Source organism: Candidatus Babeliales bacterium (genome assembly GCA_036260945.1).
Lineage (GTDB): Bacteria > Babelota > Babeliae > Babelales > JACPOV01 > JACPOV01.
Map to the genome: position 1 here is coordinate 268,083 of DATALT010000002.1, position 13,668 is coordinate 281,750.

The 13,668-nt window shown below is 40.4% G+C and carries 15 protein-coding genes and 3 tRNA genes; 12 read left to right on the forward strand and 6 right to left on the reverse strand.

Annotated elements, in window-relative coordinates:
- Nucleotides 1–26: 26 nt before the first annotated feature.
- Nucleotides 27–740 carry a hypothetical protein gene (locus VHO47_01960; protein HEX2977863.1) on the reverse strand — a complete coding sequence of 238 codons (714 nt, stop codon included), beginning with the start codon at nt 738–740 and terminating at the stop codon, nt 27–29.
- A 72-nt stretch (nt 741–812) separates the two neighbouring features.
- On the opposite strand from VHO47_01960, the gene rsmG reads away from it, so the two are divergent.
- From rsmG to VHO47_01985, 5 genes are all read left to right on the forward strand, one after another.
- The gene (gene rsmG / locus VHO47_01965) at nt 813–1,469 is read left to right on the forward strand and encodes a 16S rRNA (guanine(527)-N(7))-methyltransferase RsmG (protein HEX2977864.1); all 657 of its coding nucleotides are present in this window, start codon (nt 813–815) and stop codon (nt 1,467–1,469) included.
- A gap of 65 nt (nt 1,470–1,534) precedes the next feature.
- On the forward strand, nt 1,535–2,965 hold the full coding sequence (locus VHO47_01970; protein ID HEX2977865.1) for an MATE family efflux transporter: 1,431 nt from the start codon (nt 1,535–1,537) through the stop codon (nt 2,963–2,965).
- A gap of 141 nt (nt 2,966–3,106) precedes the next feature.
- Nucleotides 3,107–3,391 carry an Asp-tRNA(Asn)/Glu-tRNA(Gln) amidotransferase subunit GatC gene (locus tag VHO47_01975; protein HEX2977866.1) on the forward strand — a complete coding sequence of 95 codons (285 nt, stop codon included), beginning with the start codon at nt 3,107–3,109 and terminating at the stop codon, nt 3,389–3,391.
- 8 nt (nt 3,392–3,399) lie between these two features.
- Complete coding sequence (gene gatA / locus VHO47_01980; GenBank protein ID HEX2977867.1) at nt 3,400–4,848, forward strand: Asp-tRNA(Asn)/Glu-tRNA(Gln) amidotransferase subunit GatA; 1,449 nt, start codon at nt 3,400–3,402, stop codon at nt 4,846–4,848.
- 145 nt (nt 4,849–4,993) lie between these two features.
- On the forward strand, nt 4,994–5,788 hold the full coding sequence (locus VHO47_01985) for a phosphatase PAP2 family protein (GenBank protein HEX2977868.1): 795 nt from the start codon (nt 4,994–4,996) through the stop codon (nt 5,786–5,788).
- A gap of 14 nt (nt 5,789–5,802) precedes the next feature.
- On the opposite strand, the gene VHO47_01990 is transcribed toward VHO47_01985, so the two are convergent.
- The gene (locus tag VHO47_01990; protein HEX2977869.1) at nt 5,803–6,195 is read right to left on the reverse strand and encodes a hypothetical protein; all 393 of its coding nucleotides are present in this window, start codon (nt 6,193–6,195) and stop codon (nt 5,803–5,805) included.
- A gap of 214 nt (nt 6,196–6,409) precedes the next feature.
- Between VHO47_01990 and prs the strand changes: the two genes are divergently transcribed.
- Both prs and VHO47_02000 read left to right on the forward strand, forming a co-directional pair.
- A complete protein-coding gene (prs, locus tag VHO47_01995; protein ID HEX2977870.1) occupies nt 6,410–7,252 on the forward strand; it encodes a ribose-phosphate diphosphokinase in 843 nt (280 codons plus the stop codon).
- 67 nt (nt 7,253–7,319) lie between these two features.
- Nucleotides 7,320–8,138: a hypothetical protein gene (locus VHO47_02000; GenBank protein ID HEX2977871.1), complete on the forward strand. Its 819-nt coding sequence runs from the start codon at nt 7,320–7,322 to the stop codon at nt 8,136–8,138.
- A gap of 20 nt (nt 8,139–8,158) precedes the next feature.
- Here VHO47_02000 and VHO47_02005 read toward each other — a convergent pair whose 3' ends face one another.
- Nucleotides 8,159–9,550 (reverse strand): family 1 glycosylhydrolase, encoded by a 1,392-nt coding sequence (locus VHO47_02005; GenBank protein ID HEX2977872.1) that lies wholly within the window; start codon nt 9,548–9,550, stop codon nt 8,159–8,161.
- 298 nt (nt 9,551–9,848) lie between these two features.
- Between VHO47_02005 and mreC the strand changes: the two genes are divergently transcribed.
- The 4 genes from mreC (at nt 9,849) to VHO47_02025 (ending at nt 12,259) form a co-directional block, all read left to right on the forward strand.
- On the forward strand, nt 9,849–10,655 hold the full coding sequence (mreC, locus tag VHO47_02010) for a rod shape-determining protein MreC (protein ID HEX2977873.1): 807 nt from the start codon (nt 9,849–9,851) through the stop codon (nt 10,653–10,655).
- Between the two features lie 120 nt (nt 10,656–10,775).
- On the forward strand, nt 10,776–11,501 hold the full coding sequence (locus tag VHO47_02015) for a hypothetical protein (GenBank protein HEX2977874.1): 726 nt from the start codon (nt 10,776–10,778) through the stop codon (nt 11,499–11,501).
- A 140-nt stretch (nt 11,502–11,641) separates the two neighbouring features.
- On the forward strand, nt 11,642–11,938 hold the full coding sequence (locus VHO47_02020; protein ID HEX2977875.1) for a hypothetical protein: 297 nt from the start codon (nt 11,642–11,644) through the stop codon (nt 11,936–11,938).
- 24 nt (nt 11,939–11,962) lie between these two features.
- Nucleotides 11,963–12,259 carry a hypothetical protein gene (locus VHO47_02025; protein ID HEX2977876.1) on the forward strand — a complete coding sequence of 99 codons (297 nt, stop codon included), beginning with the start codon at nt 11,963–11,965 and terminating at the stop codon, nt 12,257–12,259.
- Nucleotides 12,260–12,703: 444 nt separating this feature from the next.
- On the opposite strand, the gene VHO47_02030 is transcribed toward VHO47_02025, so the two are convergent.
- The 3 genes from VHO47_02030 to VHO47_02040 all read right to left on the reverse strand — a co-directional run bounded on the left by VHO47_02030 (nt 12,704) and on the right by VHO47_02040 (nt 13,038).
- Nucleotides 12,704–12,780 (reverse strand) — tRNA-Asp (locus tag VHO47_02030).
- 17 nt (nt 12,781–12,797) lie between these two features.
- Nucleotides 12,798–12,873 (reverse strand) — tRNA-Asn (locus VHO47_02035).
- A gap of 89 nt (nt 12,874–12,962) precedes the next feature.
- A tRNA-Val gene (locus VHO47_02040) sits at nt 12,963–13,038 on the reverse strand.
- Nucleotides 13,039–13,332: 294 nt separating this feature from the next.
- On the opposite strand from VHO47_02040, the gene VHO47_02045 reads away from it, so the two are divergent.
- On the forward strand, nt 13,333–13,566 hold the full coding sequence (locus VHO47_02045) for a hypothetical protein (GenBank protein HEX2977877.1): 234 nt from the start codon (nt 13,333–13,335) through the stop codon (nt 13,564–13,566).
- Nucleotides 13,567–13,668: the final 102 nt, after the last annotated feature.

Here is a 13,668-nt window from a genome sequence, read left to right on the forward strand (position 1 = left end):
GCGATAACCCCATAATAATGCATATATTATTGCACTAGTTGTTCAGAATAATAGGTTTCTGATACTTTTTTTGTTTCTTGGGTGATTGGCTTGAAAAATTGTCGCATTTTTATCATCCAAAGCGCTGGAACAGTGCTATTGATATTCTTTTTTACATAAATTGGCGGCAAAATCAAATTTGGATTTGGCTCGACCGGAATTATTCCCTCAGGAATATAAATCGAACTTGGCTTAGCAAAAAGGACAATCGTATCAAGTTGGATTCGATTATTTTCAGGAAGAGCCACTTTTTCTATTTTCCAAGAGGTTACATTCGTTTTTGCATCTTGGCTACGGGTATATGCGTAACGTACTGCCGCCGTCGATGGATCGATCTCCCAATGGTGAATGGTGTTTCCTATCATAACAATAGGGGTAATCCGTTCTGTAACAAGAATGTGAACTGTTTGGCTTTGTTGTCTGAGTGGGAAGCGCACCTGACCATTAAAATCTGAAGCGGTTATATATCCCCAATAGGTGCTAAAGATTCCCTCAGTTGTTCTTGTATCGCTTCGGTTTCTAAGCGTTTTTATAGCTAATTTTCCGGGGGTGGCAACCAGCGCTTTAAGCTCTTCGTGGGTGGCTGTTTGGCCGAAAGGGTAGGGGCGCAAAAAAAAGGTTATCTGCGTTGCAAAGCAGGATGAACTGCAAATAATTAAAAAAAACGGTATCCTTAAGAATCGTATAGGTAATGTTTTCACTGCGTTCTCCCATAAGTTTCTAAGAATATAATAACAAAGATTGAATATAAAAATATATAAATTTGGAAATATATGATCAATGAGAATATTTTAACTTCCGAAGGCGATAACCAACTCTTTCAAGAGTTTGTAAAAAATGAGCAACTTTCTGAGCTCCAAGCTGGGCAATTTAAGGTGTATCTTCGCCTTTTAATAGAATGGAATGAAAAATTCAATATTACGGCCCTCACTTCGACCTCTGAAATTATTAGTTTTCATTTCCAGGATTCATTAGCGTTGGATAAATGTATTAATTTAGAAGAAATTTCGATGATTGCGGACGTTGGAACCGGCGGCGGATTTCCCGGCATTCCGCTTAAAATTAAATATCCGCATCTTGCGATTCAATTGATTGAAGTAAACCAAAAGAAGGTTCAGTTTCTGACGATGATAGCCCAAAAATTGGGGTTAACCAACATGCAGACGAGCGATCTTGATTGGCGCACCTTCTTGAGAAAAACCAATTATCCGATCGATCTTTTTGTCTCTCGTGCATCGCTGGCACCAGAAGAGTTGATTCGTTTATTTAAAGGGGACAGTCCGTATCAAAAAGCGCGAATGGTGTATTGGGCTTCGATGCATTGGCATCCGAGCGCTAAAGAAGCCCCTTTGATAGAAAAGGAACATTCATATAAGATCGATCATAAGTCTCGCAGATTAATTTTTTTCAAAAAAACAGATGTAAGATGAAAAAAGGGGTATTTTTGATGGAAATAAGGCACATTCCCGGCAGCGCGAAGCAAGGATCGCTTAACATGTCCAAAATAAACGAAGCTAGCCCGAAAAAAAAGTTATTGAAAAGTTATTACGATGGCATCGTGGATACTGAAAGTGGCGGCGAAACTTACGGCACTATTTTAAAATATTTCATTCCAGAATTTATCACTTCGCTTTTGTTGTACGCCATAATTCCCCTCATCGATGCGCGATGGATAGCTGGCCTTAAATCCACCTCGTTGTACGCTACCGTTGGCGTTACGAACACGCTCATACATTTTATTGTTAAAGCTGCAGAAGGCTTTTCGGTCGGTACCGTTATTGTTGCAGGGCAATACAATGGTTTAAGCGAATATAAAGAGGTGGGCAGATCGCTCTCTGCTGCTTTTTGGGTAACCGCTATCGTGGGTACTTTTATTTCGGCTGGGTTGTATGCAGGCGCTTATTGGATTTACTGGCTTTATGGTGTTCCTGAAAAAATGATTATGCTCGGTATTCCGTTTTTGAGAACTCGCGCCATCGGCATATTTTTTATGTTTATGTTTTTTGCATTTATTGGTTTTTTGCGCGGAATAAAAAAGCCACGCATTCCTATGCAAATATTTGTGGTGGGCGCTATTACATTTCTTTTCTTCGATTATGTTCTTATCAATGGGGTCTGGGGATTTCCTGCGTTAGGTTTGCAGGGGTCTGCAATCGCCTCAGTAATTCAATATGGTGTGATGCTTTTCTTGGCGATTACGTATGTCGTGATAAATCCTGAAAATCGGAAATATGGCATATCGTTGTTAAGAGATATTTCTAGCTTTGATCGGATGGGCGATATTATCAAACTCAGTTGGCCGGTGGTTCTAGATAAAACACTTTTTGCTGCGGCCTATATTTGGCTTGGTTTTTTGATTAATCCTATGGGCAAATATGCTATTGCGAGTTATAGCGTTATCAAAGATTTGGAGCGTTTAGCAATTCAGCCGGCCGCCGCTTTTGCGCAAGTAATTACCTATTTGACGAGTAACGCGTACAGTGTTCATCATTGGAATGCGATTAAGGTAAATATAAAAAAAGTTATTTTCTTATCGTCGGTTTTCGTTTTTTCCATTTTAATTCTTTTTACTTATAGACCTGAATTTTTCATATCTATTTTTGACCCAAAAAAGAAGTTTACCGAATTTGCATCTGCGGTTTTCCCGCTCATGAGCATGCTCGTTCTTTTCGATGTTGTTCAGCTCATTCTTTCTGCTGCGTTGCGCGGTGCAGCAAACGTGCGCATTGTTATGTGGGCTCGTATGGGGACCTTTTTGCTTTATTTTATTCCTGTTTCGTATCTTTTCTCTCACGTTACTGTGTTGAGTCCGATGGTAAAATTTTTCTGCATTTACGGTTCATTTTATTTGGGCAATGCTGTCATGAGCCTTATCTATATCTGGCGCTTAAGAGGCGAAGATTGGAAAAAAGAATCAATTCACTAAAAAACCAAAATTTGTAGGCTCGAAAATCGGCCAAGGAGAAAATTTCTAGGGATCCGCACATATGATCGACCTTGAGCAATTTGTGAGGTTAATTTGTTTTTGATAGTATTACTAAAAAAAGCTTCATCTTGAAAGATTGCTATGACCGATATAACAAAAGAAGAATTAATCAAATTAGCCCGGATCTCAAAGCTCGATTTGCAAGAGAGTGAGATTATTCCGCTTATGACCCATGTACAATCAATATTGGCTTATGCCAAGCGCGTTAAAGATATCGCAAACTCTGGTGAATTTGACCATGTGCAGCAAATAAATGTGCTCCGTGCGGACGTAGTGATTCGCACCGATAATGAATTGATATTAAGCCGTGCTCCCGAGCGTGAAGGCAACTTCTTTGTTGTACCAAAAATTATTGAATCCAAGTAGGAATGTTAATGAACAATTTAGCTTTTGCAACGATTGACGAGCTTCGTTCTGCTCTCGAAAAAAAAGAAATTTCTTCAAAAGAGCTTCTTAATTTTCATCTCGAGCGATTTTCAAAATATGATAAAACTATCGGATCTTCCCTAGAAATTTTTAATCCCGATTCGATTGTGGCTGAAAGTGCGGCATCAGGAAAATTATTCGCCATACCTGGGATTATTAAAGACAATATTTGTCAAAAAAATCGTATCACTTCGTGTGGCTCTAAAATTTTGCAAAATTATTCTGCGCCGTACGATGCAACCGCCATTGCGCGTTTGAAGTCGGCAGGTGCCTTTCTTGTAGGGCGTGCAAATTGCGATGAGTTTGCTATGGGAAGCTCAACCGAAACATCAGCTTATCAAAAAACCATGAATCCATGGGATGTTTCTCGTGTTCCAGGTGGTTCCAGTGGTGGATCAATAGCGGCAGTTGCAGCGGGATTTGTTCCTTGGGCGTTAGGATCTGAGACGGGCGGTTCGGTGCGCCAACCGGCTGCGTTTTGCGGCATTGTTGGATTTAAGCCGACTTACGGATTAATCTCGCGCTACGGGCTTGTTGCTTATGCATCATCATTTGATCAAATTGGTATCGCTACGCGCACCGTTAAAGATACGGCTCATGTGCTTTCAGTAATTGCGGGGCACGATGAGCGTGATTCTACGACGTTGCAGCAACCAACCAAAGATTATGCAGCTACCCTCAATGGCAAGATTAAACCTGGCATGCGCATTGGGATTATAGAAAATGCTCTGTATGCCGAGGGCGTAGATGCGCAAGTGGTGAGTGCTATCGAGCAAGCGGTTAAAGAACTTGAACGTCTAGGTGCGACAATAAAACGAATTACATTGCCAGTGCTTGATTATAGCGCGGCTGTTTACTTCATTTTAAGCAGAGCGGAAGCGGCTTCCAATCTTTCACGTTTTGATGGTGTTCGCTATGGATTACGCGTCCAAAAAACTAATCTTGAGCAAATGTATGCACAAACGCGTGAGCAAGGTTTTGGTAAGGAAGTAAAAGCGCGTATCATGATTGGAAATTACGTGCTTTCTGTAGGTCACGCAGGTGAATTTTATGTGAATGCAAAAAAAGTGCAAGGATTGATGCGAAATGCTTTCAATCAAGCATTTGAAGGTGTTGATCTTCTTGTAGCTCCTACCCATCCGGCACCAGCATTCAAATTTGGTGCATTTGATGAGAATAAATTGCAAATGGATTTGCAGGATTATTTTACCTGCGCAATGAATATTACCGGTATTCCTGCAATATCTATTCCGTGCGGCATGAGCAGCGAAAATCTACCGATCGGTTTTCAACTTATCGCTCCGCATAATGGTGAAGAACTTATGCTTCAAACAGCGCATGCATTTGAAAAAGCAACGCCGTGGCACAAAAAACATCCACAAGGATTTGGTGCATAATAGCAATTTTTGCAAATAGATTTAAAAAGCTCTAGAAAGGCCATCTTTGTTTAGAGCTTTTTTTCTTTCTAAGTTTAAATCATAGGTAAATATGTATTAGACTCGACAAAGCTTACGTGCCAAAAGATAAAAAAGGGTGAGATGCGTGCAGTTATTGATTGTATGTCTTTTTCTGTTTCATTTTGCATTTGATGTTCAGGCAAATTGTGTAAATAAAAAAAAATATACAACTCCTTGCTTTCAGGTGCGGGGTATTCCAGAATTTCTTAAAGAAACAGTTTATCTTTACCGTTCTCTTTTTACGATCGATACGGTAAAAGTTATTGTGGGCACTGTTCCCTTTTACCTTTCTGCGCGGATGATTGATGAATCATTCCAAACGCATTTTTATGATCGCAGCTGCCATAAAAATAGACGCCAATTTAATTGCGGGTTTATTGAAGCGGTAGAAAAAACTGCGTTTGCAGGTTCTGTTTTGTTATCGACATTTTCCCTTTGGGCGCCAGATGAACATGTGCGGCGCACCAGTCGACTTTTTTTCGTTGGTGTGGTTACCGGATTATGTTTTAAAGATGTTGTAAAATGTGCCAAAACTAATGCGAATTTGCGACCATGGAACGAACATTTTAGTTGTAAACAGCGTGCGCATGGCGGATTTCCATCGGGTCACATGTTTGAAGCTTCCTATATGATGACCGTCTGGGGATTAGAATATGGTATTCGTGCGTGGGTACCGCTTGGTACCTTTGCGGCGCTCATGTTTGCGGTAAGTGTAAACGCAAATCGTCATTATCTTTCGCAAACAATTGCAGGTACTTCTCTTGGAGTAATTTTTGGATTAGCAACACAAAAAGCGATAGCTTATAGTGCAAATCAATCATGGTCGGTGGACGTGACCTGCAATGATCGAATTGCGCTTAATGTCGGCTATCGCTTTTAGGAATATACTATTAATTATTTCGTGCGCAGCTGGGTTTGATAAACACCAATTTTATTCTGGAACGTTTGATTGTGTGCTTTTTTGTTCTCTTTCCAAGAGTCAAGATAGTTAATGAGCTCACGTTTGGTTTCTTCGCTAAATGGATACGGATTTATGGTTTCTAGGCGTTGTCTAAGCCAATCGAATGCTCCCATTTCAAAATCTTCCAAGTAAGCAGATTTAGCCGCAACAAATTTTTTTATATCGTCCAGTAAGCGGCTCCAATTATCACGATAGGTTGTTTGCATAGCAGCCGTATTTTCTGCTGCGGTTGGCATTGCCGCTGCATTTGGCATATTATGAGCGGCCTGAACAGAAGTCATAGAGAAAAGTGAAAAAATGACGATCAATTGTTTTAAATTGTTCATACATTTCCTTTTTTTAAAAAGCTTTTATTGTAAAATGAAATTTGAATCATTTTTATAATAGCAAATATTTTCAAGTGCCGGCAATGAATCGCTGGCATGAGTCTGAAAAAGCATTAAGAATAACAAAAAATCCACTTTTGACTTTTAATTTTTTTTACTCGAAGATGAATTAAGGAGCAATGAAGCGATTTGATTGTTATTTAAAGGCAATTTCATGAAAGTTTTTTTTACTCGTTGCGTGAGCCACTTGGCTCATGATAGCGGGGGAGAAATCGGCATAGTTTTATTGGATCATTATTCTGATGGTGAACTGCGTGTTCATATCCAGGATGAGGTGCAGGGTAAAGAGGTTTGGCTCATCGGCGCTACACCGCCACCCGCAGAAAATCTACTTGAAGTATGCCTGATTCTCGATGCACTTTGCGCAGCGGGCGCAAAAGTTAATCTTCTCATTACCTATTTTGGGTATGCGCGGCAGGATACTATCAAAAAAGGTGAACCTTTTAGTGTGGCGGTTCTTTCGCGTTTTTTTGATCAATTTCCACTCAAAAGTTTTTGGGTTTTGCACATGCACAATCCAAAGTTTCAGGAAGCCGTGCGGTTTGAATCGATAATTAATTATGTTTTTTTTGATCAATTAGCAAAGCAGGTAGATGTTATAGTTGCGCCGGATAAAGGAGCTATTCAGCTTGCGACGACAATTGCCAAGCGTAATAAAAAAGAAACTCTTTTTATGGACAAACAACGGCCAGAAATAGATGAAGTTGTGCTCGATTTTGGTGGCGATGTTAACGGGAAAAAACTGCTGATTGTTGACGATATGATTACGACTGCCCGCACTATAACTCAAGCGGCACAGCTGCTCAAGGACGCTGGCGCCGATATGATTAGCGGTGCGGCAACGCACGGTATATTTTCTGGTGATGCATTTGATCTGCTTGAAAAAAGCTCTCTAGAGAAATTATATGTAACAAATTCTATTGCACAGCATTATCAGCATTCCCGTATTGAAACTATTTCACTCATTCCATTTATTAATAAATTAGTTGCCATTTAGTCTGCATCCTTGTCAGAAATGCCATTTCCTTTCTACGATAGAGAAGAAGAAAGGATGAACGGTACCTATGAAGCGGTGGCTGATGACTATTTTTTTTGCAAGCTTAATAAGCATGAGCTTTGGCAGTTTTGCATCAAATTATCATAGAAGAACGGTGCAGCGGACGGGAAAGCTCTATCAAGCCTTTCACTCATTGGGCAGCGTGGTCGAAGATGCCATTTTGCTTAACATCAAACTTTTTACGGTCGATTCTGCAAAAATAATCACCGGCATTTTACCATTCTTTTTAAGTGCACGTATGTTTGATGAGGGAGTTCAAAGCCATTTTTACGACAGAAGTTGCCACAAAAACATTCGGCAATTGCATAGTTCCTGCCATCAGATTGCGCAAAAAGGTGTCGGTATTCCAATGGTGCTGCTTTCCAGTTTAGCGCTGTGGGCTCCCGATGAACGTGTGCGCCAAACAGCGCGAATGTTTGCAATTGGACTACCATTTGTTCATTGGGGAAAAAATATTATCAAAAAATTGGATACTAATATATGCTTGCGCCCTTGGAACGAACATTTTAGTAAACGAAAAAGATCAACAGGAGGATTTCCTTCGGGGCATATGGCAAACGTTACTTATATGACGGCACTTTTTGGTATGCGGCATGGATGGAAATGGGGAGTGCCATTAGGGTTGTTCTCATCGTTTGTGTTTGCAGATTTTCTTAACTGTAATCGCCATTATCTTTCTCAACTGATTGCAGGCGTTGGCTTTGGTTTGCTCTACGCTTTTGCGGCGGATAAAGTAATTCATTGGCGCACGGCGCAGAATCTCAAATTCGATTTGCGATGTGAGCAGAATGGCAAACTTGTTGCAAGTATGAGCTGCACATTTTGAATTCTAAAAATAATTAGTTTTTAACTATTTTTGAATCTTCTGGCCGTCTCAATCAAATATTCACATCCAGGACGCAAGGTGCGTTCTTGCGTTTCAAAATTTACTTGGTAAATACCATGTTTATCGGTAAAACCTTTGCGCCAACAAAAACAATCCATGAGTGTCCAAAAAAAATAACCGCGAACATCAAATCCTTCTTGTAATGCGCGAGAGATTACGTATAAATGTTTTTTTATATAATCATCACGCAGTGCAGGGTCGGTTGCGGCGGTTCCATTTTCGGTAATATAAAGTGGAACCTTAAGTTTTGCAGCATTTTTAATCGAACGGTAAAGACCTTCGGGATAAAGAACTTTGCATACACGACCATCGATTGCATGATCGAGAAGAACTTCATCGAACCGGTGCTGGGGCTTAAGTGATAGTAAATTCATTTGTTTGATCGTGGTGTGTGTATAATAATTAATACCAAAAAAATCGAGCGCCTGTTTTGCGTCTTTGTTATAGCCACGCACTAAATAGGCCCAATCGAAGGTGCCGCTTTGAAAGAAATTAACCGTTACCTTATTTACTAAATAATCAAAGGACCGGGCCGCTACTTGTTCAAGCGGGTTCCATTTAGAATGCGCGTCGAGTGGATTAAAAATATGAGAAAGGCCGATTTGAGGCCGCCTATCAATTTTTTTAAATTCTTTGTAAATGGAAACGTGGGCATTCAATAAATTTTTTGCAACTTTACCAGCAAGTTTTAAACTTTTTTTTCCTGGTGGGTACACACCACGATAATATCCTTCGATAGCATAACCAACCGGTTCATTCATCGTGATCCAAAGCGGAACTTTTCTGTGCAAATGGCGGAAAACATATAACGCAAAACGAACAAAGTGAAAATTATTTTGTTTGTACTCAAATGCACCTTTTTTTGCAAACCAAACGGGATAAGTGTGATGAAAAAGGGTAATCATCGGCGTAATATTTTGAGCAAGCATTTGATCGATCATATCGCAATAATGTTGCATCGCGGCGTGATCATAAATCCCTTCTTCTGGTTCTAATTTACTCCATTCAATTGAAAATCGGTGGGAGTTCATACCAATATTTTTTATAAGCTGAATATCCTCTTCATATTTTGTCCAGCGGTGGCATGCTTTGCCAGCTCTCCGTTCTACTGGGATAGCTATCTCATTTTCAAAAAGTGTCCAACTGTTTTCCACCATACTGCTGTTGGCAGTTTCAAGCCCTTCAGTTTGTAAGGCAGAGTCGGCGCATCCCCATAAAAAATTTCCTGGAAACGAAATATCGTAATGGTTAATCTTGTTCCAATCCCAACGTAGTTCGTATGCATTGATCGATAATGTCATCATGAGCGAAATCGCGGATGCGATATCAATTGTTATAATTCTTTTTGACACAGCCCACCCCTTAGAAAAAAATCTCCCTAGCTCTTAATCTAAGTATTTCAATTTGTATAAATCAATACTAGGGCCGCTATCCTTCAATATCATTTTTCATTGCACTGAAAATCACTCAGGACGAGCGGGCTGGAGATAATTCTAAGATATGAATGGGATAATATTTGAGGGAAAATATCAATTCCGCTCGCCATGAGCGTATTTATTAAAGTTTAAATCGCTCGAGAAGATGTGCATTTCAATTGCTTATTGATTAAGCGATCGATAAACTGTCAACGTGAAAAAAATAAGGAGCTCTATGAGTTTTCGCGGTCGCTTGATGTTGTTATTTCTTGGGGGATGCATTCTTTTTTTTCTAACGCGAATGATAATGCCACTTAGTTCATGGCAAACGGTGAACTCCATTTCATCGGTTCTTGTTTATCCTTTTTTAAAAATTCAATCGTTAATAGTCGCGCCATTTCGCTCACTCAGTCAAAAAAAATGGGCATTGCACGAATTGCAAGCGCAAGTAGATGAACTTCAGCAAGAGCGAGAGGCGCTTATTTCAAAACTCGTTCAACTAGAGGGATCGTTGCGCTTTGCACATGATACCAAGCCGCTCAGCGAATTCATGGAGCAATACGCGATGCAGGATGCCAAAGTTGCGCATGTGATTATGTCTCACATTTCGGATCAAGAACATTATATACTCGTTGATGCGGGTTCTGTAAAAGGTATACAGCCAGGAATGGTTGCTCTCTATCAGAATAATCTGGTTGGCCGTGTTGATACGGTGACCCCATTTTATAGCAAGATTGTGCTCATAACCGATCGTTCATGCAAAGTTGCCGTTTGGTGCGGCGCTAAGCAAGCGCGTGGCATACACGAAGGCATTAATAAACTCGATGTTTCAATCCTCACGCACATGAACCATTTAGATGCAATAGCAAAAGATGATCTCGTGCTTTCTAGTGGCGAAGGGGTTGTATTTCCGCAGGGGTTTGCACTCGGCAAAGTTGCCCATTGTTCATCCGATGGTGTTTACCAAAAAGTCATGGTAGAGCCACTTATTCCTTTTGAAAAACTTACCTATTGTCTTTTGGTGCAAAAAGGTGGCAACTAAATAGCCATTTTTTATCGTTATACATCTCTTTTTTATTGTAAAATAAAGGCTTTTTTTGCTATTTTAAAACTAGAATAGATTCCAGTAAAAAAGCAATTTTTATAGAAAATGAGAGTAATTATGAAGATCAATAATTTGTTTGTGGCCTTTATTGCAGTGATGTGCATTTCATTATTCGCCCATGCGCAATTAGCGCCGGTTCGCAAGCATATTCCGACAGGCAAAGGCCCGGTAATTCGACCCGGTACGCAAGTGCAAACAGATTTCAAAAAAAGTATTCCAGTTTATCTTGGGACAATCAACATCACCAATAGTCATGGAACGCCTAATTTCGCATTATCACGTTTTCCGAATATGGCACTTAAAACAGGAAGTAACGTTTTAGTTACTCCCTCCCTGACTAACGTGTCTGCTCAACTCATTAACCCTCAGGATGCGGTTCTGAACGATAATGATCAAGTAACGCTCCAAGCAACAACCGACTTTGATCAGGCTAACCCACAATATTTTAACGTGTCTATTAAGTACAATGTTTCAAAAAATAGTGAAGGTGAATATCTAGGGCGGCGCCTCGTAGTTACTGGGAAACTACCGGCGCTTGGTGGAGCTGATCAATCTGTGTGTTCATTAGAGATTGAGTTGAATAATTTATTGAGCACCTACACCGCTGCAGATTTTTATTACATCGTTCTTAACTTGGCGTTTGATACTTCAGGAACTGTTTTAAAACTAGATTCGCTTGATATTGGATCGATTCAAAATAATTTTGCAAATAAAATTAATACGCTCAGGCCCGATCAACCGCCTTTGAACGATCCGAATATTTATTATCAAAACTGTGATTAAAAGCATCTTTCATAGCAATTTATAATCCAAAGGGCGCATCGGGCGCCCTTTTTTTGTCCCGATTGCCCAACTATTGCAAACATATAACCCGCATTGATAAAATTCAAATAGAAATAATATTCATGCAAGAGGAACTAGGTATGAAGAGAACCCCTACTTTTGGATTAATGGGCCTTGCTATTATTAGTCTCATTATTCTTATAAGTGCTGTTCCTAAAGATTATGAATGGCGGCGCATTACTTCAGATGGACAATACGGTTTTCCTCCTTCGCAAGGAATAAACTACACACCAAATCTCACCTCTAATAGATCGTTTAACTATACGCAGCCGCGTGGAGTGGAATCGCGTGTGCGCCCGGAATATAATCCTGCGCAGACGACGATCTATCAGCCAAAGCTGAAGACGCCTGAAAAGGTGATGCATGAAGTTGAGTAAAAAATGGTAACGATGGAGAATGTTATGAAAATCACTTTTTTTGTTTTGATTGCGCTCCTCGCGCTTTCGCATGAGCTAGAGGCGGCCTATCTGGCAGGTTCGATCAATTATGAACCGATGGTTGGCGCAATTCCTGGTTGGTATCTTCAATATCCGCCGATGCAATCTTCGATCAGAGCGAAAAACTATCGCTCAAAGCATTGCGGGCCATCAGCCGGATGCGAGCGGGGCTGCACTGAGGAGCAGCAGGATTGCAGAGCAGTTGAGCGCGTATGCGAAGCGGACGATATTGTTAACGATGATTGCCCAGAATACTGGTAAAAAGGCAGTTTCTATTCTACGGGTATTTAGGTGAAAACAAAGAATTTAAGGCAGCAGCAAACAGTGTGGAATTGCAGCGAAGTTGAATATGCGCACCTTCTTTATCAAGCGAAATAGACTCTCCAAAAAATTGACCTATACCGTGGCCCCATATTGTCGCACTATTGGATTTGCCATGATAGCTTTCGCGAAGACTTGATGCAGCTACGAATGTGTGAAAATGAATTACTTCCCGATGTAAATCATCTTTAACTTTTTGCTCAAGAACTTGGCTGCCTCAATTTTATTCATACCGAACGAAAATAATAGCGCGAAAAAAAATATTTTTTTTGAAAACATAGTGTCTTTCTTTTGCGTGGTACTTCTACGCTCTTATGAGCTTCTGCGCAGAAGGCATTCGATTTGCCGTCAAGGCTTCATGATAGTGGGAGTCTTGGTGAAGAATGGCGGAGCTGATGGGACTCGAACCCACGGCCTTCCGCGTGACAGGCGGACGCTCTAACCAACTGAGCTACAGCTCCATAATTACCAAGAAGAATGGCTCCGCGGGCTGGACTCGAACCAGCGACCCAACGATTAACAGTCGTTTGCTCTACCGACTGAGCTACCGCGGAATATAATTTCAACTGAATCTATTTCAGGGGTCATTCTTCGCGTTGCATTGACTGGCGCTAGCCAGACGAAGCTACTTAGTAGAGAAGAATGGTGGGCGGTGCTGGATTCGAACCAGCGACCCCCAGTTTGTAAGACTGATGCTCTGCCAGCTGAGCTAACCGCCCCTAACTTTTATTTCAGGACTCACAAATTGTAAAGAAAACAGAGGTAAAAGTCAAAATAAAAAAGCATTAATGCTTCCCTTTTAGCACGATTTTGATAACTAAAAGAGTCGCTATCTTCTAATGAGCTCTCCCTGCTCAAACGGTAAGAACTTCAATTTTGAATGACTCATAAATAGTTTGTGCCTTTTCAGATCAGGGGATTATAGTGGGGATGTGGGCTGATAATATGTATTGAGAGCGCCATTCTTATACCTCCGGAATGACGCGGCTATAAATATTGAGAAAGGAACAAGCATGTTCGCCAAAGAAACGTATCTTAATTACATGATCAATAAAATAAATATATCTGTGCAGAAAAAAGCGAATGGGAGATTTTTGATTGTCCGTAAAGCGTTTCCAAAATTAAAAATCGAAGCTAGTTCACCCGATGAGGCCCTCACCCATTTGAAAGGGTTTCTGTATGAAGCACTTGGAACCTCTTCAATTGAAGAAATAGATCATGTTTTGGGATTGCTTTATCTTGAATAATTTTTTTTGTCTTTATTGCAACTGCGAGAGCGGTGGATGGTTGCGGGGGAGGTTTTCGACAACTTTATCATTAATGTCGATTTATGTTTAATATTCCGCCGA

Excerpts from the sequence above, each read along its gene's own strand:
- mreC (HEX2977873.1), top strand. The coding sequence starts at position 9,849 with ATGAGTTTTCGCGGTCGCTTGATGTTGTTATTTCTTGGGGGATGCATT.
- VHO47_02020 (HEX2977875.1), top strand. The coding sequence starts at position 11,642 with ATGAAGAGAACCCCTACTTTTGGATTAATGGGCCTTGCTATTATTAGT.
- VHO47_01975 (HEX2977866.1), top strand. The coding sequence starts at position 3,107 with ATGACCGATATAACAAAAGAAGAATTAATCAAATTAGCCCGGATCTCA.
- VHO47_02025 (HEX2977876.1), top strand. The coding sequence starts at position 11,963 with ATGAAAATCACTTTTTTTGTTTTGATTGCGCTCCTCGCGCTTTCGCAT.
- gatA (HEX2977867.1), top strand. The coding sequence starts at position 3,400 with ATGAACAATTTAGCTTTTGCAACGATTGACGAGCTTCGTTCTGCTCTC.
- VHO47_02045 (HEX2977877.1), top strand. The coding sequence starts at position 13,333 with ATGTTCGCCAAAGAAACGTATCTTAATTACATGATCAATAAAATAAAT.
- prs (HEX2977870.1), top strand. The coding sequence starts at position 6,410 with ATGAAAGTTTTTTTTACTCGTTGCGTGAGCCACTTGGCTCATGATAGC.
- VHO47_02015 (HEX2977874.1), top strand. The coding sequence starts at position 10,776 with ATGAAGATCAATAATTTGTTTGTGGCCTTTATTGCAGTGATGTGCATT.
- VHO47_02000 (HEX2977871.1), top strand. The coding sequence starts at position 7,320 with ATGAAGCGGTGGCTGATGACTATTTTTTTTGCAAGCTTAATAAGCATG.
- VHO47_01990 (HEX2977869.1), bottom strand. The coding sequence starts at position 6,195 with ATGAACAATTTAAAACAATTGATCGTCATTTTTTCACTTTTCTCTATG.
- rsmG (HEX2977864.1), top strand. The coding sequence starts at position 813 with ATGATCAATGAGAATATTTTAACTTCCGAAGGCGATAACCAACTCTTT.
- VHO47_01970 (HEX2977865.1), top strand. The coding sequence starts at position 1,535 with ATGTCCAAAATAAACGAAGCTAGCCCGAAAAAAAAGTTATTGAAAAGT.